Source organism: Stenotrophomonas maltophilia group sp. Smal17 (assembly GCF_030237045.1).
GTDB lineage: Bacteria > Pseudomonadota > Gammaproteobacteria > Xanthomonadales > Xanthomonadaceae > Stenotrophomonas > Stenotrophomonas forensis.
This window is the reverse complement of the sequence record NZ_JASJSU010000047.1, coordinates 1-21,831: the sequence shown is the minus strand read 5'-3', so window position 1 is coordinate 21,831 and position 21,831 is coordinate 1. Positions and strand designations below refer to the sequence as shown.

Below are 21,831 nucleotides of genomic sequence, written 5' to 3'. Positions count from 1 at the left end.
CGGGCGATGCCCGGCGATCCCTTACCGCACGATGCGCAGCACGTCATCCAGCAACGCGGCGGCGGTAACTTCCGCGCCCGCGCCCGGCCCCTGGATCAACAACGGCTGGCGCTGATAGCGATCGCTGTGGATGGCCACGCGGTTGTCGGTGCCCGCGCCCTGCGCCAATGGATGATCGGCAGGCAGCTCACGCAGGCCCACCTGGGCCCCCTGGCCATCGACGCGACCGACAAAACGCAGCACGCGGCCGTTGTCGCGCGCCTGCTGCCAGCGTGCCTGCAGCGGCGCATCCAGCTGTTCCAGCGCGGCTACCGCATCTTCCAGCGGCAACGCGGCGAGCGTCTCAGGCACCAGCGAATCCACCTGCACCTGCGACGCGTCCAGCGCCAACCCGCTGCTGCGGGCCAGGATCAGCAGCTTGCGGCGTACATCCTCGCCGGACAGGTCCAGGCGCGGATCCGGCTCGGTGTAGCCAGCCGCCAATGCTTCGCGCACTGCGGCCGAGAACGGTGACTGGCCGTCGTAGCGATGGAACAGCCACGCCAGCGATCCGGACAGGACGCCCTCGATGGCATGGATATGATCACCGCCGGCCACCAGCGCGCGCAGGCTGCTCAGCAGGGGCAGGCCGGCCCCCACGGTGGCGCTGTCGCCGTAGCGTGCACCGCTGTCGGCGCAGCTTTCGGCAATTGCCTGCGCGCGCGCCAGCTGCGCGCCTCGCCCCAGCTTGTTGGCGGTCACCACGTGCACGCCGCGCGCCAGCCACTGCACGTGGCGTGCAGCCACGTCTTCGCTGGCGGTCGCGTCAACCACCACGTCGCCACGCTCCAGTCCTTCGGCGCTGGCCCACGGCGGAGCGCTGTGGCCATCACGCGGTGCACGCCGTGCCAGCTCCAGCGGCAACGCCAGGTCACGATCGATCGCCAGCGCGGTACGCGAATTGGCCAGCCACTGCACGCTGGGCAGTTCCAGCCCGCGTGCCTGCAGCGCCTGGTACCGCTGCACGAACGCCGAACCCACCGTGCCGGTGCCGAGCAGCGCCAGGCGTCCCGCGCCCAGCACGGGAATTTCAGCGGCCAGTGCGCTCATGCGTCCACCACCTGTTTGCGGCGTGCAGCGGCATCGATCACCGCTTCGGCGCGCTGCAGCGCCGCGCCGAGATCGGCCAGCAGGTCACGCTCGGCCTCGATGCCCACTGACAGGCGCAGCAGCCCTTCGCTGATCCCGGCCGCCGCACGCGCTTCGGCGGTCATCGCCGCGTGGGTCATGGTCGCCGGATGCGCGATCAGGCTTTCGACGCCGCCCAGCGATTCGGCCAGGGTGAAACAACGCAGGCCATCAACGAACGCGCGCACCGCCGCATGCGGATCGTCGCCGGCACAGTGCGCCAGCTCGAACGACAGCATCGCGCCGAAGCCGTCCTGCTGGCGTGCGGCGATGGCATGGCCCGGGTGATCGGCCAGGCCCGGGTAGTACACCGCGCCGACCGCCGGATGCTGGTCCAGCAGGGCAACGATCGAGGCGGTGTTTTCCTGGTGCACGCGCAGGCGCGCATCCAGCGTGCGCAGGCCGCGCAGGGTCAGGAAGGCATCGAACGGCGAGCCGGTCAGGCCCAGCGCATTGCCCCACCACACCAACTGCTCGTGCAGTGCCGGATCGCGCGCGACCACTGCGCCACCGACCACGTCGCTGTGGCCGTTGATGTACTTGGTGGTGGAATGCAGCACCAGGTCCGCGCCGAATGACAGCGGCTGCTGCAGGGCCGGCGACAGGAAGGTGTTGTCGACCACGACCAGCGCGCCCGCCCTGTGCGCGGCATCGATGACGAAGCGCAGGTCGGTGATGCGCAGCAGCGGGTTGGACGGGGTTTCCACCAGCACCAGCTTCGGCTGGGTGGCCAGTGCCTGCGCCAGCGCACGCGGATCGGTCAGGTCGGCGGTGACCAGTTCGAAGTGGCCCTTCTTCGCCAGCGCATTGAACAGCCGCCAGCTGCCACCGTAGGCATCGTGCGGCACCACCAGGGTGTCGCCCGGCTGCAGCAGCGCGTTCAGCACCAGATTGATCGCGCCCATGCCGGTGGCGGTGACGACCCCACCTGCGCCGCCCTCCAGTTCCGCAAGTGCTTCGCCCAGCAGGTCGCGGGTCGGGTTGCCACTGCGCGTGTAGTCGTACTGGCGCTTGTTGCCGAAGCCTTCAAAGCTGAAGTTCGACGACAACACGATCGGCGGAGTGACCGCACCATGCGCGGTATCGCGATCGATGCCGGCACGGACAGCGGCAGTGGTACGGCTACAGGACGGCTCGTTGGCGTGCAGGCTCATGCGGACTCTCCAGAAGTACGGAAGGCGGTAGCGAGGATCGCGTCGATGCGATCGGTTTCTTTGAGGAAGGCGTCGTGGCCATAGGGCGAGCGCAGCACGCGCAGGCTGCCGCGCGGGCCCAGTCCTTCAACCAGGCCGACCAGATCGGCCAGCGGCACCAGGCGATCGCCCTCCACGGCCACCACCACGGTCGGCGGCAGGATCGCGGCAGGGTCCACGCGGTGCAGGTCGATCGATTCGGACAGGCGCAGGTAGGCGGTTACCGGCGTGCGCGCGACGTACTGCGCCCCGGCAGCGTCGAGATAGTCTTCGGCGGCCACGCGCACGCGGCCATTGATCACTTCCGGCGCGGCATCAAAGCGCTCGCCGAATTCTTCCGGGGTGCGGTAGCTGAGCATGGCGAACTGGCGGGCCAGCGCCAGCCCGTGATCTTCGCCGCACTGCAGCTGGCCGAGCGCGACGGCGCGGCGCTGCAGTGCGCGCCAGGCCGCGGCGTACGGGTGCGGGCGATGTGCGCCGCTGGCCAGCACCAGCTGGCGCACCCGGGCACGATGGCGGATCGCGAACTGCTGGCCTACCAGCGCGCCATACGAATAGCCGACGAACGCCTTCAGCGCGCGGATGCCCAGATGGTCCAGCAGCAACGCCAACGCATCGGCCTGGTCGGCGGTATCGATCGGAACGTCCAGCGCGCCGTCGGCCCCGATGAAGTCGAAGGCCAGCACGCGCAGCTGCTGCGGGTCCAGCGCGCGGCCCTTGCCGACCAGGTCTTCGGCCCAGCCCTTCTCGCTGAACTGCGGGTTGGACGCCACATGGCGGTGGGCGGAAATGCCACCGGCCAGCACCACCACCGGCGCACTCGCCGGGCCGACCCACTCATAGCGCAGGCGCACCGGGCTGGGGCCGGCGTGGCGCATCGACAGCACCGCGGCGAACTCACCGCGCTCGGCATGCACGCGGTCATCGACCGGCACGCTGACGGGGACAAAGGGTTCGGGGCGAAGTGCGGTACTGGCGGCGAAGCTCATGGCGGGATCCGGTTGGGGAATCGGCCATCGAGCCTTCGCGGGGCCCGCGTTCGAGATGCACGTGGGGTGCATGGTTCGAACCATCTTTCGGTGGACGCCACGGTCCCCGCAGGATTTGGCACCTACGCAGTCGCTTGCGCGCCTGCGGGCTGCCCCGGCTTCAAAGGGCCTGTCCCTCTGCCGGTCTCGATGGTGGGGCCACGATGCCAGCCCTTTCCAGCACTGTCAATCCCTTCATGCGGATAAAGCGATGGATATTTGCAGATGAACTCTGCGGAGGCCGTCCCGGTCGTCCCGTTCAGGATCGGGTACAGTCCCGGCGGCCCCTTTTGACCGGAACCACGGATGCCACGCCTGCCCTTGACCTGCCTGCTGCTGTGCCTGCTGGCGAGCGCGACGGCCCATGCAGGCGACTGGCGCCAGGGCTGGGGTCTGGTGCCCAAGGCCGCCCCCGCCATCGCTGGGGAATCGGCCCGGGATGCCACGCCGATGGCTCGACTGCGCCTGCAGCCGGTGGGCGAACAATGGCAGGCGCGGATCGACAACGGGCTGGCGGGGCCGCTGCAGATCGAACTGCGCGCGGCGCCGGGACACCCGGTCGAGGGTCTCCCGGTCGAATCACTGCTGCAGTGTGACAGCAGCCTGGTGGTCGGCCATCTGCCCGCCCCGGTCGATGGCCGGGCGCTCGACCTGCGCCTGCGGTCGGTGCCGGGCAACCCGGCCGCACAGGCCGAAGATGTCGCCTACCGCCTGCCCTTTGAGGCCGCGCGCCTGCGCGTGGACCAGGCGCCGCAAGGCCGGTTCAGCCACGATGACGAGGAGAACCGCGAGGCGGTCGACTTCGCACTGCCGGAGGGCACCCTGGTGCTGGCCGCGCGCGAAGGCACGGTGATGCAGATCCAGGATGGCTTCCGTGGCAATGGGCAGGACCGCGAACGCGATGCTGCCCGCGCCAACTTCATCCGCGTGCTGCACAGCGACGGCAGCATGGCCCTGTATGGCCACCTGCAGGCCGGTGGCATGCGCGTACGTCGCGGCCAGGCAGTGCAGGCCGGGCAGCCGATCGGCCTGTCCGGCAACAGTGGTTACAGCAGTGCCCCGCACCTGCACTTCGTGGTGCAGGTCAACCGCGGAATGGGCCTGCGCTCGGTGCCGGTGCGCATCTTCGCCGCGCAGGGCCAGCTGCAGTTCGCCCGCCAGGCCGGGGCCGACGGCGGCATCGGGCGCTGACCGGCGCCGGCCGGTATAATCGGGCGCTTATCTCTTTGAAAAGCGCCCCGGGCGGGCGCCACTGCCATGTCCGAAGTCGCCAACGAAGCGTCGCGTCGCCGCACCTTCGCCATCATCTCCCACCCTGACGCCGGCAAGACCACGCTGACCGAAAAGCTGCTGCTGTTCGGAGGCGCGATCCAGATGGCCGGTTCGGTCAAGGGCCGCAAGGCCGCCCGCCACGCCACCTCCGACTGGATGGCACTGGAAAAGGAGCGCGGCATCTCCGTGACCTCCTCGGTGATGCAGTTCCCGTACGAAGGCAAGATCGTCAACCTGCTCGACACCCCCGGCCACGCCGACTTCGGCGAGGACACCTACCGCGTGCTGACCGCGGTGGACTCGGCGCTGATGGTGATCGACGTGGCCAAGGGCGTGGAAGAGCGCACCATCAAGCTGATGGAAGTGTGCCGCCTGCGCGACACCCCGATCATGACCTTCATCAACAAGCTCGACCGCGAGGGCAAGGACCCGATCGAGCTGCTGGATGAAGTGGAAACCGTGCTCGGCATCCAGTGCGCACCGGTGACCTGGCCGATCGGCATGGGCCAGCGCCTGAAGGGCGTGGTGCACCTGCTGACCGGCGAAGTGCACCTGTACGAACCGGGCCGCAACTTCACCCGCCAGGACTCGACCATCTTCCCGTCCATCGATGCCCCCGGCCTGGCCGAGAAGATCGGTGCGCAGATGCTGGCCGACCTGCGCGACGAACTGGAACTGGTGCAGGGCGCCAGCCACCCCTTCGACCTGGACGCCTACCGCGCCGGCAAGCAGACCCCGGTGTTCTTCGGTTCGGGCGTGAACAACTTCGGCGTGCAGCCGCTGCTGGACTTCTTCGTCGAACATGCGCCGTCACCGCAGGCACGTTCCACCACCGGCCGCGAGATCGCACCGGAAGAAAACAAGCTGACCGGCTTCGTGTTCAAGATCCAGGCCAACATGGACCCGCAGCACCGTGACCGCGTGGCGTTCATGCGCGTCTGCTCGGGCCGTTTCAGCGCCGGCATGAAAACCTTCCACGTGCGTACCGGCAAGGAAATGAAGCTGGCCAATGCGCTAACCTTCATGGCCAGCGACCGTGAAATCGCCGCCGAAGCGTGGCCGGGCGATGTGATCGGCATCCACAACCACGGCACCATCTCCATCGGCGATACCTTCACCGAAGGCGAAGCGGTCACCTTCACCGGTATTCCCAATTTCGCCCCGGAACTGTTCCGCCGTGCACGCCTGCGCGATCCGCTCAAACTCAAGCAGCTGCAGAAGGGCCTGGCCCAGCTGTCCGAAGAAGGTGCAACCCAGTTCTTCCGTCCGCTCACCAGCAACGACCTGATCCTGGGTGCGGTGGGCGTACTGCAGTTCGACGTGGCCGCCTACCGCCTGAAGGACGAGTACGGCGTGGAAGCCACGTTCGAGCAGGTCAGCGTGACCACCGCACGCTGGGTCCACTGCAGCAACGAGAAGAAGCTGGAAGAGTTCCGCGAGAAGAATGCGCTGAATCTGGCGCTGGATGCGGCCGGCCACCTGGTCTACCTGGCACCGACCCGGGTCAACCTGCAGCTGGCGCAGGAACGTTCTCCGGATGTGCGCTTCTCGGCCACCCGCGAAGCGGCGCATACGGTATCGGCAAGCTGAACCGCAAGGGGCCCCGCGGCGGTTCATCCACGCATGGCGTGGATCTGCTGATCGCGGGCGCATCCGCGCAACGCGGGGATTCACCGACCATACGGTGATGGGCGTGCATGCGCCGCCCATCGCGGCGATGATAGGGGGGTGCGGGTCCCCCTCCCCGCGAACGATGCCTACGCCATGTCCACGACTTCCGTTGCTTCGATCCGCGAAGAAATCGCCAGCGCCCTGACCCACGGCCTGGGCGCCGTGCTCGCCCTCGGCGCGGGCGCGGTACTGATCACCCTGGCCGCCATCTACAGTGATGGCTGGCAGCTGGCCGGCGCCATCGTGTTCGGCATCGCGCTGCTGCTGCTGTATACGGCCTCCACCCTCTATCACGCCATCCAGCACCCGGTCGCCAAGGGTCGCCTGAAGGTGTTCGACCACTGCGCGATCTACGTCCTGATCGCCGGCACCTATACCCCGTTCACCCTGATCGGCCTGCGCGGTCCGTGGGGCTGGGGGCTGTTCGCGGCGATCTGGACCCTGGCCCTGGCCGGCGTGGTGTTCAAGCTGTTCTACACCGGCCGCTTCAAGCGCCTGTCCACCGCGATCTACGTGGCCATGGGCTGGCTGGTGATCGTGGCAGTCAAGCCGATGCTGGCCTCGATCGACGGCTGGACGCTGGGCTGGCTGCTGGCCGGCGGCCTGTCATACACCCTGGGCACCTACTTCTACCATCGCGAATCGATCCCCTATTCGCATGCGATCTGGCACCTGTTCGTGATCGGCGGCAGCGTCTGCCACTTCGTCGCGGTCACCATGCAGGTGCTGTAAGACAGTGGCCCGCGCGCGGGTTGTGCACACCGCGCACATGGGTGCTTCGCGCCCCGTCCACGATGGGGGGGCAACCATGGCAGCGTGAATGCTGCCGCCTCCCCCGCCACATCGCGCACCTCCCGCTGGCGCCTCCGCCGACCCGGCCCGCACGGCCGGCGCTGGCTGACGGTCCTGATCTTCCTGCTGGCGGCGGTCCTGCTGTTGATCGCACTGTGGGACTGGAACTGGTTCAAGGGGCCGGTCGAACGCGCCGTGCAGGCGCGTACTGGCCGGGTACTGCACATCGGCCACCTGGATGTGGATCCGGGCCGCACCAGCACGATCCGCGCCGACGCGATCACCTTCGCCAATGCCAGCTGGGCAAAGCAGCCGGACATGGCCAGCGCCGATCGCGTCGAGATCGACGTGCGGGTGTGGCCGCTGCTGCGTGGCAGCGTGCAGTTGCCCGAAGTGCGCTTGACCCGGCCGGACGTCCTGCTGGAAACGGCCCCGCGCAAGGGCGAGCCGGGCAACTGGGATTTCCTCGGTGACAGCGCCGGCGGGCCGGGCCTCCAGCTCAAGCGCCTGCGCATCGATGACGGCCGACTGCAGTTCCTGGATGCGCTCGGCCGCACCGACATCCGGCTGGATGTGCGCAGCGGCCAGCCGAAACAGGCCGATGCCGCACCGCCGCTGCTGGTGCAGGGCAAGGGCCGCTGGCAGGGCAATCCGTTCACCCTGCGCGGCGGCACTGAATCACCGCTGCAACTGACCGACAGCGACCACCCGTTCCGCATCCACCTCGATGGCCGCGCCGGGGCAACCCACGCGGTGGCCAGCGGCACGCTTACCAATCCGTTCCAGCTGCGCGTGTTCGACCTGCAGTTCGCACTCAGTGGCCAGGACCTGGCCGACCTGTACCCGCTGCTCGGCATCGCCATTCCGTCCTCGCCGCCATACGCATTGAATGGCCGCCTCAAGCGCGACCACGACACCTGGCGCTACGAGCAGTTCACCGGCAAGGTCGGCGACAGCGATCTCGGTGGCAACCTGCAGTTCGACGTCAGCGGTGCACGCCCGCGGCTGACGGCCACGCTCGAATCCCGGCGATTGGACTTCGACGATCTGGCCGGCTTCGTCGGTGCACCACCGAAGACCGGCAGCGGCGAGACCGCGAACGCCGAGCAGAAGGCCGAGGCCGCGCGTATCGCCGCCCGTGCCCGGGTACTGCCCGACACGCCCTACAACCTCGGCAAGCTGCGTGCGATGGATGCCGACGTGCGCTGGAAGGCCCATCGCATCAACGCACCCTCGCTGCCGCTGGACGACATGGATGCGCACCTGCTGCTGGATGACGGCGTGCTGCGGCTGGACCCGCTGAACTTCGGCGTGGCCGGCGGCGATATCCGCAGCACGATCCGCATGGATGCACGCCAGGCGCAGATCAGCACCGCGCTGAAAGCCAGCGTGCGCGGCGTGCAGCTGGGCCAGCTGTTCCCGGATGCAAAACTGGCCGAGCAGGCCAAGGGCGGCATCGGCGGCGAAGTCGACCTGAGCGGTCGCGGCAATTCGATCGCCGCGATGCTGGGCAGCAGCAGCGGCAAGGTCGGCCTGGCGATGGGCCGCGGCCATGTCGGCAATCTGGTGATGGAACTGGCCGGGCTGGATGTCACCGAGTCGTTGAAGTTCCTGGTGACCGGTGACAAACAGATTCCCCTGCGCTGCGCCTTCGCCGACTTCGGCGTGCGCGACGGGCTGATGACCAGCCAGGCGCTGGCGGTGGATACCACCGATACGATCATCATCGGCGAGGGGACGGTCAGCCTGCGCGATGAGACCCTCGACCTGCTGCTGAAGCCGCGCCCGAAGGACAAGAGCATCCTGGTGCTGCGCTCGCCGCTGCACATCACCGGCACATTCAAGGATCCGTCGTTCCGGCCGGACTTCAAGGCGCTGGGCATTCGTGGCGCGGTGGCCCTGGCGCTGGGCAGCATCGCCCCGCCGGCGGCGCTGCTGGCGACCATCGAACTGGGGCCGGGCAAGGATGCCGACTGCGGTGGGCAGTATGCGAAGTAGGCTAACAGCGTTGTTCACGGCGCCTGCATTGATCGTGGCTTAAGGGGGATGGGTGACCCAGGCAGGACACGCCGTGAACCCATCCATGGGGGCTCGATGGCGCCATCCATGGCGCCAACGGTCCTGCCTGGGCCACCCATCCCCCTCCTGACAGTTTCCTGCGCGCGCGGAACGAGAGCGGAAATTCAAAGTCAAAAGAAAAAAGCAAAGTCAAAAGCTGTTGCCAACCAAGGTTGGCAGCTACCAAAAGCAGATCGTCTGCGGCGAATCTCACCGCGCTCGCTGCAATGTATCCAGAGGTAGAGGGCATGGGCGTGCAGGACCGTTGGCGCCATGGATGGCGCCATCGAGCCTACAGGGACGTACTTGCGGCGTGTCCTGCACGCCCATGCCCTCAGCCTCCCGGCGTACCAGGAAGGCGCTGCTCTTGCGCTCTGGCTCTGGCTCTGGTTTGAAAAGCGGGCCGGCGGGCCGCAGGCCCGCCAGCGAACAACTCATCCCGCCACGATGTACTGCTGCAGCTGATCCAGCTCCCTGCGCTGTGCATCGATCACCGACTTCACCAGGTCACCGATGGAAATCACCCCCAGCACCTGCGCGCCGTCCACCACCGGCAGGTGGCGGATACGGAAATCGGTCACCAGCTGCAGGCAGTGCTCCACCTGCTCGCCCGGCGACACCGTCACCACCTGCGCCGTCATGATCTCGGCCACCGCCGTATCGCGCGACGAACGATCCCGCAGCACGATCTTGCGTGCGTAGTCGCGCTCGGACAGGATCCCGACCAGTCGCGGCCCATCCATCACCAGCACCGCGCCGATACCCTTTTCCGCCATCAACCGGATCGCATCGATCACCGCCGCATCCGGTGCGACTGCGTGTACTTCAGGAGACTTGCCGTCCAACAGTTGCCGTACCGTGGTCATCCGCCTGCCCTCCGAGGGTGGGTTGCAGGGCCGAGTCTGCCACGGCCGATGCTAGCCATGCGTCAACCAGGTACAGCGGGCGCTGCTTGGACTCTTCATACAGCCGCCCCAGGTACTCGCCGATCAGGCCCAGCGCGATCAGCTGCACGCCGCCCAGGAACAGGATCACCGCCATCATCGTCGGCCAGCCCGCCACCCGGTCGCCATACAGCGCCGCCTTGACGATCACCCACAGGCCGAACACGAAGGCCACCGCCGCCGTTGCCAGCCCCAGATAGGTGGCGGCCCGCAGCGGCACGGTCGAGAAACCGGTGATGCCCTCCAGGGCGAAGTTCCACAGCCGCCACAGGCTGAACTTGCTGGTGCCGGCCACGCGCGCGTGGCGGTGATAGGGCACGGCCACCCGCTTGAACCCGACCCAGCTGAAGAGGCCCTTCATGAACCGATGGCGCTCGCGCATCTCGCGCAGTGCGCTCAGCGCGCGAGGCGACAACAGGCGGAAATCCCCGGTGTCGGCGGGGATCGGCGTGCGCGACAGGCGCCCCATCACCCGGTAGAACATCGCCGCCGTGGCGCGCTTGACCCAGGCCTCGCCATCGCGGGCCATGCGCGTGCCATAGACGTTGTCGTGCCCCTCGCGCCAGCGCGCGACGAACTGCGGCACCAGCTCCGGCGGGTCTTGGCCGTCCGCATCGAGGATCATCGCCGCCCCCTCGCGCACCAGGTCCAGGCCGGCCGTCAGCGCGGCCTCCTTGCCGAAGTTGCGCGAGAGCTTCAGCGCCGAGACCCGCGCATCGGCCTGGGCCAGGCCGGCGATCACCGGCCAGGTGTCGTCGTGGCTGCCGTCGTCCACATACAGGATGTGGCCTTCGATGTCGGGCATGCCATCCAGCACCGCGCACAACCGCGGATGCAGCAACGGCAGTGCCAGGGCCTCGTTGTAGGCGGCGATGACAAAAGTAAGCCGTTCACGGGTCATGCCCGGATTGTACGTTGCCGGCACGCATGCGGGCCGCCACCTGCAGACCCGGCAGGCCCCGCCCTCACTCCTCCGACAGGTACGCCGCCCCACCCAGCTGCCGCGCCTGGCGCTGGATCCATGCCGCACGCCGCTGTACATAGGGCCCCGGCGCCGCCGCGTTGTAGCGCCGTGGTGCCGGCAGCACCGCCGCCAGCCGCGCGCTTTCGGCCGGGCTCAGCCGAGCCGCGTCCTTGCCCCAGAATTTCTGCGCCGCCGCCTGTGCGCCATACACACCATCACCGAACTCGGCGATGTTGGCGTACATCTCCAGGATGCGCTCCTTCGGCCACAGCGCTTCGATCAGCACCGTGTACCAGACCTCAAGGCCCTTGCGGACCCAGCTGCGGCCCTGCCAGAGGAAAAGGTTCTTGGCCACCTGCTGGCTGATCGTGCTGGCACCGCGCAGGCGGCCCCCCTTTGCGTTGTGGTCGCGCGCCTTCTCGATGGCCTGCAGGTCGAAACCATTGTGGTCGGGAAAGCGCTGGTCCTCGGCCGCCACCAGCGAGATCGGCAGGCTGGGCGCCATCTGGTCCAGGTCGCGCCACTGGTAATGCAGCCGATAGGACCAGTCCGCCTCGCCCAGCGCCTCGCCGTAGCGCCACAGCATCACCATGGACCCCGGCGGGTCGATGAACCGCAGCACCAGTACCTGCAGGCAGCTGAAGGCGGCCAGCAGCACCGGCAGCCACAGCAGCCGCTTCCAGCGCCAGCGCCTGCGCCGAGGGACGTCCGCCCCGGCCTCGACCTTGTGCTGCTCTCCCGCTGCCCCCATTACTGGTGCATCCTTCTTCTGTCTGGTTGTCGGCGCATTATCCGGCAACCGCCTCCGTTTACGCGCGATGTGAGCCGATGACCGCCAACCCCGATTCCCTGATCCGCTTCCTGCTGCCCGACGCCGGCGTCCGTGGCGTCCACGTGCGCCTGCAGGCCACCTGGCAGGAGATCCTGTCCCACGCCCAGTACCCGGATACCGCTGCCGAACTGCTCGGCGAGGCCTGCGTGGCCTCGGCGCTGTTCACCGGCCACACCAAGATCGATGGCCGCCTGTCGATCCAGCTGCGCAGCAGCACCGCCCTGCGCACCCTGTTCGCCGAATGCACCGCCGCCGGCACCCTGCGTGGCATCGCCCAGCTCAGCGACGGTGACGATGCGCCGCGCGACCTGTCCAGCCTGGGCGATGACGCCCTGCTCGCGATCACCATCGAGAACCCGGGCCTGGACCCGCGCGAACCGCAGCGCTACCAGAGCCTGGTCGGCCTGACCGCACCGGAACTGGACGAAGCCTTCGAGGACTACTTCCGCCAGTCCGAACAGCTGCCCACCCGCCTGCTGCTGGCCGCCGACCGCACCGGCGCCGCCGGCCTGCTGCTGCAGAAGCTGCCGGGCGACGAAGGTGACGAGGACGGCTGGGCCCGCGCCAGCGCCCTGTTCGAGACCCTGGGCAAGGCCGAACTGCTGGCCACCCCGGCCGAGCAGTTGCTGCACCGCCTGTTCCACGAAGAGAAGCCCGAGCTGATGGGCAGCAAGCCGCTGTCCTTCGCCTGCTCCTGCTCGCGTGAACGGGTCGCATCGATGCTGCAGTCGCTGGGCGAGGACGAAGCCCGTGCCGCCGCCGAAGCCACCAACGCAGTCGAGGTGCGCTGCGAATTCTGCGGGCGCGAGTATCACTTTCCTTTGACGGAGTTCGGCATACTGTTCCACGGTGCCGAGGGGACTGTGCCGGCACCTGAACGGCTTCAGTAATCGGCTGGTCTTGCATCTGGGGGGATCAAGGCTTGTTAAGAATTCATAAACACCCTACGATCAAGTTCCCGTTTCCGCGGGAACTTCCGTTGTTCATCCCTGTCTGAACTGGTCCGATGCGTACCTTCCTGCGTCTACCGCTGGCCCTGCTGATCGCCCTTGGCGCGATTGCGGGCGCGCATGCGCAGAGCAAGGACACCCGTACCGTGCTGCCGGTGTGGAACAAGGGCAGCGGCAAGGTCGAGGCCCTGCTGTATCTGGAACCCACCGGCGAACAGGCGGCCGGCGCCCGCTGGCACTTCGGCCGCAACTCGCTGGATGCGGCCTTCGGCCTGTCCTCCGGCGATTCGCTGGGCCTGCTCTGCAACAGCAGCAGTGGAACCAGCATCAGCGGCCTGGCCAGTCACTGCATGCTGGCCAGCCTCGGCGACGATGACGACCTCAACAGCCGCCGCTTCACCGGCACCGCCGCACTGAACCGTGGCAACAGCCGCCTGGGCATCACCGCCGGTACCGGCCGTGAAACCCTGCCGGCCTGGCTGTCAGGCCCAAACAAGACCCCTTCGCTGCGCGCCGAGCAGAACGACCTGACCGTGTTCGCGCAGAAGAACATCGGCCGCGAGGGCTTCGTCTCCATCGCCGGCACCTATGCCAAGGCCCGCCTGGTACCGCTGGCTGATGCCTCACCGGCCATCGTCGATCGCTGGGACAGCAAGAGCCTGAGCATCGGCGCCGGCTACGGCAATTTCACCGGCAGCATCATCGGGCGTGTCGTCGACGTTCCGGGCAAGCCCGGCAAATGGGAAGGCCTGGGAATCGGGCTGACCTGGCGTACTCCCTGGTCCGGCCAGCTCACCGTGGGCGCCGAGAACGTGATCAGCCGCGGCAAGAATCCGTTCTCGCCGCGCAATGAAAGCAACGACGACGGCACCGTGCCGTACGTCCGCTACGAGCAGGACCTCTGACCGGACATCACCGGCGGGCTCACAATTCGGGGCTTGAATGGGAACGGGTGCCGCAGGGCGCCCGTTCTTTTTTTGCGCCGCAGCAATGCTGAATGGACGATGGACAGACAGAATTCTTTCGCCTGCGCGCTGCAACAACCGAAATATTTTCTTTCACATGAAACTAACGAAGTACTGGCGAGCTGGGCAAGAACGACCTCAAGTCGTTGAATTCAATGACGTCAACGGCCTACCCCTATCGTATTCAGCCCTGCCACGGCCTGTATTAACACACCTTTAATTTTTGAGAACGCACCAGTACTATCGGCTCAGCCTCGCGTTTTTTGGAGCGCCTTTTCGCTCCGTACGCAGGCAATCACCCAGCCAAGATTTCTTGGAGAGAGAGAGCCAATGAACTTCAAGTCCAACAAGCTGCGCGACGCCGTCCTGGTCGCGCTCGTTGCCGGTGTGGCGTCCACTGCCACCGCCCAGGCTCAGGAAGCGACCAACCTGGACCGCATCTCGGTCACCGGTTCGCGCATCAAGAGCACCGACATCGAAACCTCGCAGCCGGTGCTCAGCCTGACCCGCGCCGACATCGAAAAGCAGGGCGTGACCTCGGTCGCCGACATCCTGCAGCGCGTCGCCGCCAACGGCGCCGCCCTGAACCGTACGTTCAACAACGGCGGTGACGGCTCGGCCGGCGTCAGCCTGCGCAACCTCGGTGCCGAGCGCACCCTGGTGCTGGTCAATGGCCGCCGCTGGACCACCGGCCTGGACGGCAGCGTCGACCTGAACACCATCCCGACCGCGATGATCGAGCGCATCGACATCCTGAAGGACGGTGCCTCGACCATCTACGGTTCGGATGCCATCGCCGGCGTGGTGAACATCATCACCAAGCAGAACTTCGACGGTGCTGAAGTCAACGCCTACAAGGGCCAGTACAGCGACGGCGACGGCGAGCGTGAAGCGTATGACTTCACCCTGGGCACCGTGACCGACCGCGCCTCGATCACCGTCGGCGCGTCCTACGTCAACGAAAAGTCCGTGATGGCCGGCGATCGCAAGATCTCCGCCGGTGGCCCGCCGTTCTATAGCGGCCAGAGCGCCACCGGCATCCCGGGCAACTACACTCGCAACGACGAGCAGTACATCATCCTCAACGGTGTGGAAACCCCGTTCGATCCGAACATCCATGGCTACAACACCGCACCGGACAACTACCTGCTGACCCCGAACGAGCGCACCTCGCTGTTCGTGCTGGGTTCGTACAACCTGACCGACAACATCACCTTCCGTACCGAGGCGATGTACAACGAGCGCAAGTCCGAGCAGCTGCTGGCAGCCATGCCGGTGACCGGCCAGCGCCTGAGCGCGGGCAGCATGTACAACCCCTATGGCGTCGACCTGACCGGCGTCAATCGTCGCTTCAATGAATCCGGTGGTCGTTCGTTCAACCAGAACGTCAAGAACTGGCACTTCTACGGTGGCTTCGAAGGCTTCTTCGAGTTCGCCGGTCGCAACTTCGACTGGGACGTCGGCTACCGCTACGACAAGACCGACCAGAACGACCTGACCTACGGCCTGTTCAACAAGCAGCGTCTGGCCGAGGCCTATGGCCCGTCGGCTCTGCGCGATGGCAAGGCGGTCTGCTTGAACTCGGCGGGTGCTGTCATCGCTGGCTGTGCACCGATCAATCCGCTGGGCGGCCTGGGCTCGATCTCGCAGGAAGCGCTGGACTACGTGTCCTTCACCGCACATGACTCGGCGAGCCTTGTGTCGAAGGGCTACTACGCCAACATCTCCGGTGAGATCGTGCAGCTGCCGGCCGGTGCGCTGGGCTTCGCTGCCGGTTACGAGTACCGCAAGGAAAGTGGTCAGTTCGATCCGGATGCCTTCATTGCCTCGGGCCTGAGCACCGGCAACGGTGCGGCACCGACCAAGGGCGCCTACGATCTGAACGAGTTCTTCGTGGAACTGTCGATCCCGGTGCTGGCGGACCTGCCGGGCGCCAAGCTGCTGGACTTCAGCGTGGCATCGCGCTACTCCGACTACAGCAACTTCGGCAACACCACCAACAACAAGTTCGGCTTCCGCTGGAAGCCGATCGACGACCTGATGATCCGCGGTAACTACTCCGAAGGCTTCCGCGCGCCGAGCATCAACAACCTGTATCGCGGCGATGCGGACTCCTTCGAGACCTACATCGATCCCTGCTCGTCCAACGCCGGCCTGCGTACCGGTGCGGTTGCCGCGCAGTGTGCCGCACAGGGTGTTCCGGGCAACTTCATTCAGCCAGGTGCCGGTGCGGGTCGCAAGCAGACGGTTGTGCCGTTCACCTGGCAGGCCAATCCGAACCTGAAGCCGGAAACCTCGACCAGCAAGACGCTGGGCCTGGTGTGGAGCCCGAGCTTCGTCACCGGCCTGAACGTCACCCTGGACTGGTGGCAGATCAAGGTTGAAGACGCGATCACCCGCCCGGCGATCCAGGACATCATGAGCTACTGCTACGGCGGCACCCCGCAGCAGCAGGCAACCTACTGCGGCCTGATCACGCGTGATCCGAACTACGGCAGCACCAACCAGCGCTACACCATCACCAACGTCAACATGCCGCTGCAGAACCTGGCATCGTACAAGGTGGAAGGCTGGGATCTGGGACTGGCCTACCGCCTGCCGGAGACCTCGTTCGGCCAGTTCACCATCAGCTGGGACAGCACCTATCTGTCCAAGTGGGACACCAAGTCGACCCAGGATTCGCCGGTTGAAGGCCGTCAGGGCCGTTACCGCGACCAGGATCCGTACTGGCGCATCCGCTCCAATCTGTATGTGGATTGGAGCTACGGTGATTTCGGCGTCAACTGGGGCCTGCGCTACAAGTCTGGCATGCGCGAAGAATGCCCGTTCGATCCGGTCAAGGATCCGGAGACCTTCCCGTACTGCTCCGACGGTGCGAAGGGCGAGAACCACATCGCGTCGACCACCTACCACGACATCCAGGTCCGCTACAACACCCCGTGGAAGGGCACCATCATGCTGGGTCTGAACAACGCGTTCGACAAGGATCCGCCGGTGTCCTACTCGGTCCGTGCCAACATGTTCGACCCGCAGTACGACCTGCCGGGCCGCTACATGTACATGCAGTACAAGCAGAAGTTCTGATCGATCCACTGATCAGCTGATGCAGCAACGGCCCCGAAAGGGGCCGTTGTTCTTTTTGCCGCCGGCAATACGTGGACGGCACGCAAGAAAAAAGCCGCGGCAATGCCGCGGCTTTCTCGTGACCAGCTACGGCGATCTTCAACCGTTCGGAATCAGCGTCTCGATGAGGTGCTCGACATAGGCCTCGAAATCCTCGCGGGCCTGCTTGGGCTGCTGCAGCTGCAGCGACAGCTGCAGGAAGCCGACATACGCGGCATACGCCAGGCGCGCGCGATGCCGCGCATCGGTGGAGCTGAGCCCGGCCTGGCGGAACGAGGCAATCAGGTAGTCCAGGCGACGCTGCGACACGCGGTCGATCACCGGGCGCACCATCGGATGATCCAGCGCCTTCAGCAGTTCGCTGTAGATGATGTGCGGCTGCACTTCGTGCGCGACCATCTGGAACAGCTGGCGCAGGCGCACGCGCGGATCGGGCACATCCTCGAGGCTGCCGAACACCTGTTCCTGTTCGAACAGTTCCCAGCGTTCCAGCGCCGCCTGCAGCAGGGCATCGCGCGAGGGGAAATGCCAGTAGAAACTGCCCTTGGTCACACCCAGGCGCCGTGCCAACGGTTCCACCGCGACGGCACCTACACCTTGTTCAGCAATCAGGTCGAGGGCCGCCTGGGCCCAGTCTTCGGCACTCAGGCGGCTGTTGCGGCCGGCGCGCGGTTCGCCGGCGGAAGCGTCAGGTTGATTCATGGGCTGATTTAACCATACGCCGGGGTTCGTTGCAGTACGCCGTTGCGGTGGAAACCGTTACGGGCCCTGCCGGCCCCCCTGCCGCAGTGCACCATACCATGCAGTATTGACTTCCCCCTCAAGCAATCCATACTATCCGGTATGGTTACGTCCCCTACTCCCGCTGCGTTCCATGACCTGCGCCTGGACGCTGCCCATGGCGCGCGTTTGGCAGCGACCGCCAGTGACCACGGCCGTCGCGGCCGGGTGCTGTTCGCGCATGGCTTCGGCCAGACCCGCCACGCCTGGAATGCCACTGCGCGCGCGCTGAACGCGGCCGGCCTGCAGACCCTGGCCTACGATGCCCGCGGCCATGGCGATTCGGACTGGAATGCCGCCGACCTGCCGTATCACGGCGAACAGTTCGCCGATGACCTGATCGTCCTGGCCGGCGAGCAACCGCGCCCGCCGGTGCTGGTTGCCGCGTCGATGGGCGGCCTGTTCGGCCTGCTGGCCGAATCGCGCTGGCCCGGCCTGTTCTCGGCAATGGTGCTGGTCGACATCACCCCGCGCTGGGACACCGCTGGTGTCGAACGCATCCTTGCGTTCATGACCGCCCATCCCGATGGCTTCGCGTCGCTGACCGAGGCCGCCGACGTGATCTCGGCCTACATGCCGCACCGGCCACGCAAGTCCGAGCAGTCGCTGCGTGCACTGCTGCGCGAGGACGGCCATGGCCGCTGGCGCTGGCATTGGGATCCGCGCCTGGTGGCCGAGCTGGCCCGCGACAGCGAGCAGCACCAGGATGCGCTGGCCGAAGCCGCACGCCAGGTGAAATGCCCGCTGCTGCTGGTCAGCGGCGGCCGCAGTGACCTGGTCACGCCGCAGACCGTGGCCGAATTCCTGGCGCTGGCGCCGCACGCGCGCCATGTACAGCTGCCGCAGGCCACGCATATGGTCGCCGGCGATGACAACAACGCCTTTACCGCTACTGTGTTGGACTATCTGGACGTGTTGCCCGCAGTGAACGCTGCGGCTTCGTCCGCCACAAACGAGCACGTCACCGGAGCACGCTCATGAGCATCGTTCTTCCCTTCCTCGCCCTGCTGCTGGCAGGCGCGTTCGTCGCCTACCACCGCATGCGGCTGGTTACCTGGACGCTGATCAGCGTGGCCCTGCTGGCCGCCTGCTGGTTCATTCCCTACGTCAACCAGACCGCCACGATCGTCGCGGCCGCGGTGCTGGCGTTGATCGCCGTGCCGCTGCTGCTGCCGTTCATCCGCAAGCCGCTGCTGACCGCCCCGATGATGAAGGTGTTCCGCAAGGTGCTGCCGCCGCTGTCGCAGACCGAGCGCATCGCGCTGGAAACCGGCTCGGTCGGTTTCGAAGGCGAGCTGTTCACCGGTGACCCGGACTGGAACATCCTGCTGAACTACCCCAAGCCGCAGCTGACCGCTGAAGAGCAGGCCTTCCTCGATGGCCCGGTCGAAGAGCTGTGCACCATGGTCAACGACTGGGAAATCACCCATGTCCATGCCGACCTGCCGCCGGAACTGTGGGCCTTCATCAAGAAGAACAAGTTCTTCGGCATGATCATTCCCAAGGAATACGGCGGCCTGGGCTTCTCCGCGCTGGCCCACCACAAGGTGATCCAGAAGCTGGCCTCGGTGTCCTCGGTGGTCAGCTCCACCGTTGGCGTGCCGAATTCGCTGGGCCCGGGTGAACTGCTGGTGCATTACGGCACCCAGGAACAGAAGGACCAGTACCTGCCGCGCCTGGCGGATGGCCGCGAGGTTCCGTGCTTCGGCCTGACCGGTCCGTTCGCCGGCTCCGACGCCACCTCGATTCCCGACTACGGCATCGTCTGCAAGGGCGAATGGAACGGCGAGCAGGTGCTCGGCGTGCGCCTGACCTTCGACAAGCGCTACATCACCCTGGCCCCGGTCGCGAGCCTGATCGGCATGGCCTTCCGCATGTACGACCCGGATGGCCTGATCGGCGACACCCGCGACATCGGCATCACCCTGGGCCTGCTGCCGCGCGACACCGCCGGCGTGGAAATCGGCCGTCGCCACTTCCCGCTCAACTCGACCTTCCAGAACGGTCCGATCAAGGGCAAGGATGTGTTCATCCCGCTGACCCAGCTGATCGGTGGCGCCGCGATGGCCGGCAAGGGCTGGAACATGCTCAACGAGTGCCTGGCCGTGGGCCGTTCGATCACCCTGCCGTCCACCGCCAGCGGCGGCGCCAAGGCCGGTGCCGCCGTGACCGGCGCCTATGCCCGCATCCGCAAGCAGTTCGGCCTGTCGGTCGGCCGCTTCGAGGGCGTTGAAGAGGCGCTGGCCCGCATCGGCGGCAAGGCGTACAAGATCAGCGCGCTGTCGCAGGCTACCGCTGCGGCGGTTGATCGTGGCGACGTGCCGTCGGTGCCGTCGGCGATCGCCAAGTACCACTGCACCACCATGAGCCGCGAAGTGATCTCGGACATGATGGATGTGATCGGCGGCAAGGGCATCATCCTGGGGCCGCGCAACTTCGCCGGCCGCAGCTGGCAGGCCGCGCCGATCGCGATCACCGTGGAAGGTGCCAACATCATGACCCGCAGCCTGCTGATCTTCGGCCAGGGTGCGATCCTCTGCCACCCGTGGGTGCTGAAGGAAATGAAGGCGGCGCAGGATCCGGACACCCGTGCTGGCCTGCAGGAGTTCGACCGCAGCCTGTTCGGCCACATCCGCTTCGGCATCTCCAATGCCGTGCGTTCGTTCTGGTTTGGCCTGACCGGCGCGCGCTTCGGTGCCGCCCCGGGCGATGCCTATACCCGCCGCTACTTCCGCAAGCTGGACCGTTACTCGGCCAACCTGGCGCTGATGGCCGACATCTCGATGATGACCCTCGGCGGCAAGCTGAAGTTCAAGGAATCGCTGTCCGGCCGCCTGGGCGACGTGCTGAGCCATGTCTACATGACCAGCGCCATGCTCAAGCGCTACCACGACGAAGGCGCACCGCAGGCCGACCAGCCGCTGCTGGCCTGGGCCTTCCATGACAGTGTGCACAAGATCGAGGAATCGCTGTCGGCCGCCCTGCGCAACTTCCCGATCCGTCCGATCGGCTGGCTGATGTGGGCGCTGATCTTCCCGCTGGGCCGTCGTGCTGAAGCCCCGGGCGACCGCCTGAGCCGTCGCGTGGCCGCCCTGCTGATGGCGCCGAACGAAGCCCGCGACCGCCTGGCCAATGGCGTGTTCCTGACCCCGTGCGAGAACAACCCGGGTGGCCGCATCAACAGCTACCTGAGCAAGGCGATCATGGCCGAGCCGGTGGAGCGCAAGTTCCTGAAGGCGCTGAAGAGCAAGGGCATCGAGGCGCTGGACTTCAAGGCGCAGCTGGACGAAGCCGTGGCCGAAGGCGTGATCACCCAGGACGAGCGCAGCCTGCTGGAAGAGCTGCGCACGCTGACCCTGGACACGATCACCGTGGACGACTTCGACACCCACGAACTGCGCGCGGCCAGCTACTACGACCGCCAGCACAAGGACCCGCATTCGCAGGCGGCCTGACCGCCCGCGACACGCGTTGCCTTCGACGGCGGGCCTCGGCCCGCCGTCGCTTTATCCGCCGACCGGAATCCCACCATGTCCACACCCCTGCTCTCGCTCTACCACCGCCTGCAGCGCTGGCCCGCCGGCAGCTGGCTGTTCTCGCGCGCGGTGTGCTTCAAGGCGCCCTACTTCGCCAGCATCGCGCCGCGCATCACCCGCCTGGAGCATGGCCGTTGCGAAGGCACGCTGGCCGACCGCCGCAGCGTGCGCAACCACATCGGCACGGTGCACGCGATCGCGATGTGCAACCTGGCCGAGCTGACCGCCGGGCTGATGGTGGATGCCTCGCTGCCGAAGGGCATGCGCTGGATTCCGAAGGGCATGCAGGTGCAGTACCTGGCCAAGGCACGTGGCACGCTGCAGGCGGTGGCGTTGCCGGCGCAGCCGATCGTGGCGGCCGCTGAAGGCTACGCACTGCCGGTGACGGTGAGCGTGCGCGACCGTGCGGGGACGGAGGTGTTCAGCGCGGTGATCGACATGTGGATGTCGCCGGCGAAATAGGGTTCCCGCGAACGGCGCAGCCCCTCGTGGTTGGACGCTGAAAGCGGTTTATCGGTTGGGCCGGAGGGGTGAAGCCGGGCGGGGACGCCGTGAA

General features: G+C 66.8%; 17 protein-coding genes and 1 riboswitch. Of the genes, 10 read left to right on the top strand and 7 right to left on the bottom strand.

From position 1 onward, the window contains the following. Positions 1-21: 21 nt before the first annotated feature. From QRO93_RS13395 to QRO93_RS13385, 3 genes are read right to left on the bottom strand one after another with little or no spacing between them, the layout of a single operon-like run. Positions 22-1,089 carry a homoserine dehydrogenase gene (locus QRO93_RS13395; RefSeq protein ID WP_180879287.1) on the bottom strand — a complete coding sequence of 356 codons (1,068 nt, stop codon included), beginning with the start codon at positions 1,087-1,089 and terminating at the stop codon, positions 22-24. Then, a complete protein-coding gene (locus QRO93_RS13390) occupies positions 1,086-2,321 on the bottom strand; it encodes an O-succinylhomoserine (thiol)-lyase (RefSeq protein ID WP_053450523.1) in 1,236 nt (411 codons plus the stop codon). The genes QRO93_RS13395 and QRO93_RS13390 overlap by 4 nt, the downstream gene beginning before the upstream one ends. Further along, on the bottom strand, positions 2,318-3,349 hold the full coding sequence (locus tag QRO93_RS13385; RefSeq protein WP_049456515.1) for a homoserine O-succinyltransferase: 1,032 nt from the start codon (positions 3,347-3,349) through the stop codon (positions 2,318-2,320). The genes QRO93_RS13390 and QRO93_RS13385 overlap by 4 nt, the downstream gene beginning before the upstream one ends. Positions 3,350-3,426: 77 nt before the next feature. After that, positions 3,427-3,545: riboswitch (SAM riboswitch) on the bottom strand. A gap of 149 nt (positions 3,546-3,694) precedes the next feature. Here QRO93_RS13385 and QRO93_RS13380 point away from each other — a divergent pair. The 4 genes from QRO93_RS13380 (at position 3,695) to QRO93_RS13365 (ending at position 9,121) form a co-directional block, all read left to right on the top strand. After that, positions 3,695-4,579 (top strand): M23 family metallopeptidase, encoded by an 885-nt coding sequence (locus QRO93_RS13380; RefSeq protein WP_180879289.1) that lies wholly within the window; start codon positions 3,695-3,697, stop codon positions 4,577-4,579. 66 nt (positions 4,580-4,645) lie between these two features. Beyond that, complete coding sequence (locus tag QRO93_RS13375) at positions 4,646-6,250, top strand: peptide chain release factor 3 (RefSeq protein ID WP_053450526.1); 1,605 nt, start codon at positions 4,646-4,648, stop codon at positions 6,248-6,250. Positions 6,251-6,424: 174 nt separating this feature from the next. Further along, complete coding sequence (locus QRO93_RS13370; RefSeq protein ID WP_005418403.1) at positions 6,425-7,063, top strand: hemolysin III family protein; 639 nt, start codon at positions 6,425-6,427, stop codon at positions 7,061-7,063. Positions 7,064-7,147: 84 nt separating this feature from the next. Continuing rightward, positions 7,148-9,121, top strand: coding sequence for an AsmA family protein (locus tag QRO93_RS13365; RefSeq protein WP_180879291.1), 1,974 nt, complete (start codon positions 7,148-7,150; stop codon positions 9,119-9,121). A gap of 494 nt (positions 9,122-9,615) precedes the next feature. Here QRO93_RS13365 and QRO93_RS13360 read toward each other — a convergent pair whose 3' ends face one another. The 3 genes from QRO93_RS13360 to mtgA form a co-directional block, all read right to left on the bottom strand. Beyond that, complete coding sequence (locus tag QRO93_RS13360; RefSeq protein ID WP_180879293.1) at positions 9,616-10,047, bottom strand: CBS domain-containing protein; 432 nt, start codon at positions 10,045-10,047, stop codon at positions 9,616-9,618. Then, the gene (locus tag QRO93_RS13355; RefSeq protein ID WP_049455965.1) at positions 10,007-11,026 is read right to left on the bottom strand and encodes a glycosyltransferase family 2 protein; all 1,020 of its coding nucleotides are present in this window, start codon (positions 11,024-11,026) and stop codon (positions 10,007-10,009) included. Before QRO93_RS13355 ends, QRO93_RS13360 begins: the two co-directional genes overlap by 41 nt. A gap of 64 nt (positions 11,027-11,090) precedes the next feature. Continuing rightward, the gene (mtgA, locus tag QRO93_RS13350) at positions 11,091-11,840 is read right to left on the bottom strand and encodes a monofunctional biosynthetic peptidoglycan transglycosylase (RefSeq protein WP_006464101.1); all 750 of its coding nucleotides are present in this window, start codon (positions 11,838-11,840) and stop codon (positions 11,091-11,093) included. A gap of 77 nt (positions 11,841-11,917) precedes the next feature. Between mtgA and QRO93_RS13345 the strand changes: the two genes are divergently transcribed. The 3 genes from QRO93_RS13345 to QRO93_RS13335 all read left to right on the top strand — a co-directional run bounded on the left by QRO93_RS13345 (position 11,918) and on the right by QRO93_RS13335 (position 16,920). Further along, entirely contained in the window at positions 11,918-12,811 is an 894-nt protein-coding gene (locus QRO93_RS13345) for an Hsp33 family molecular chaperone HslO (RefSeq protein ID WP_180879295.1), read from the top strand. Positions 12,812-12,927: 116 nt separating this feature from the next. After that, a complete protein-coding gene (locus QRO93_RS13340; protein WP_006464105.1) occupies positions 12,928-13,776 on the top strand; it encodes a hypothetical protein in 849 nt (282 codons plus the stop codon). A 390-nt stretch (positions 13,777-14,166) separates the two neighbouring features. Then, complete coding sequence (locus QRO93_RS13335; protein ID WP_180879297.1) at positions 14,167-16,920, top strand: TonB-dependent receptor; 2,754 nt, start codon at positions 14,167-14,169, stop codon at positions 16,918-16,920. A gap of 138 nt (positions 16,921-17,058) precedes the next feature. Here the strand turns inward: QRO93_RS13335 and QRO93_RS13330 are convergent, their stop codons facing one another. Further along, a complete protein-coding gene (locus tag QRO93_RS13330; protein ID WP_006464233.1) occupies positions 17,059-17,661 on the bottom strand; it encodes a TetR/AcrR family transcriptional regulator in 603 nt (200 codons plus the stop codon). A gap of 141 nt (positions 17,662-17,802) precedes the next feature. On the opposite strand from QRO93_RS13330, the gene QRO93_RS13325 reads away from it, so the two are divergent. The 3 genes from QRO93_RS13325 (at position 17,803) to QRO93_RS13315 (ending at position 21,737) form a co-directional block, all read left to right on the top strand. Further along, positions 17,803-18,720, top strand: coding sequence for an alpha/beta fold hydrolase (locus tag QRO93_RS13325; RefSeq protein WP_180879299.1), 918 nt, complete (start codon positions 17,803-17,805; stop codon positions 18,718-18,720). Next, positions 18,717-21,194, top strand: coding sequence for an acyl-CoA dehydrogenase (locus QRO93_RS13320; protein ID WP_164087693.1), 2,478 nt, complete (start codon positions 18,717-18,719; stop codon positions 21,192-21,194). The genes QRO93_RS13325 and QRO93_RS13320 overlap by 4 nt, the downstream gene beginning before the upstream one ends. A gap of 75 nt (positions 21,195-21,269) precedes the next feature. Beyond that, on the top strand, positions 21,270-21,737 hold the full coding sequence (locus QRO93_RS13315; RefSeq protein ID WP_053511808.1) for a hotdog fold domain-containing protein: 468 nt from the start codon (positions 21,270-21,272) through the stop codon (positions 21,735-21,737). The last annotated feature ends 94 nt before the right edge of the window (positions 21,738-21,831 follow it).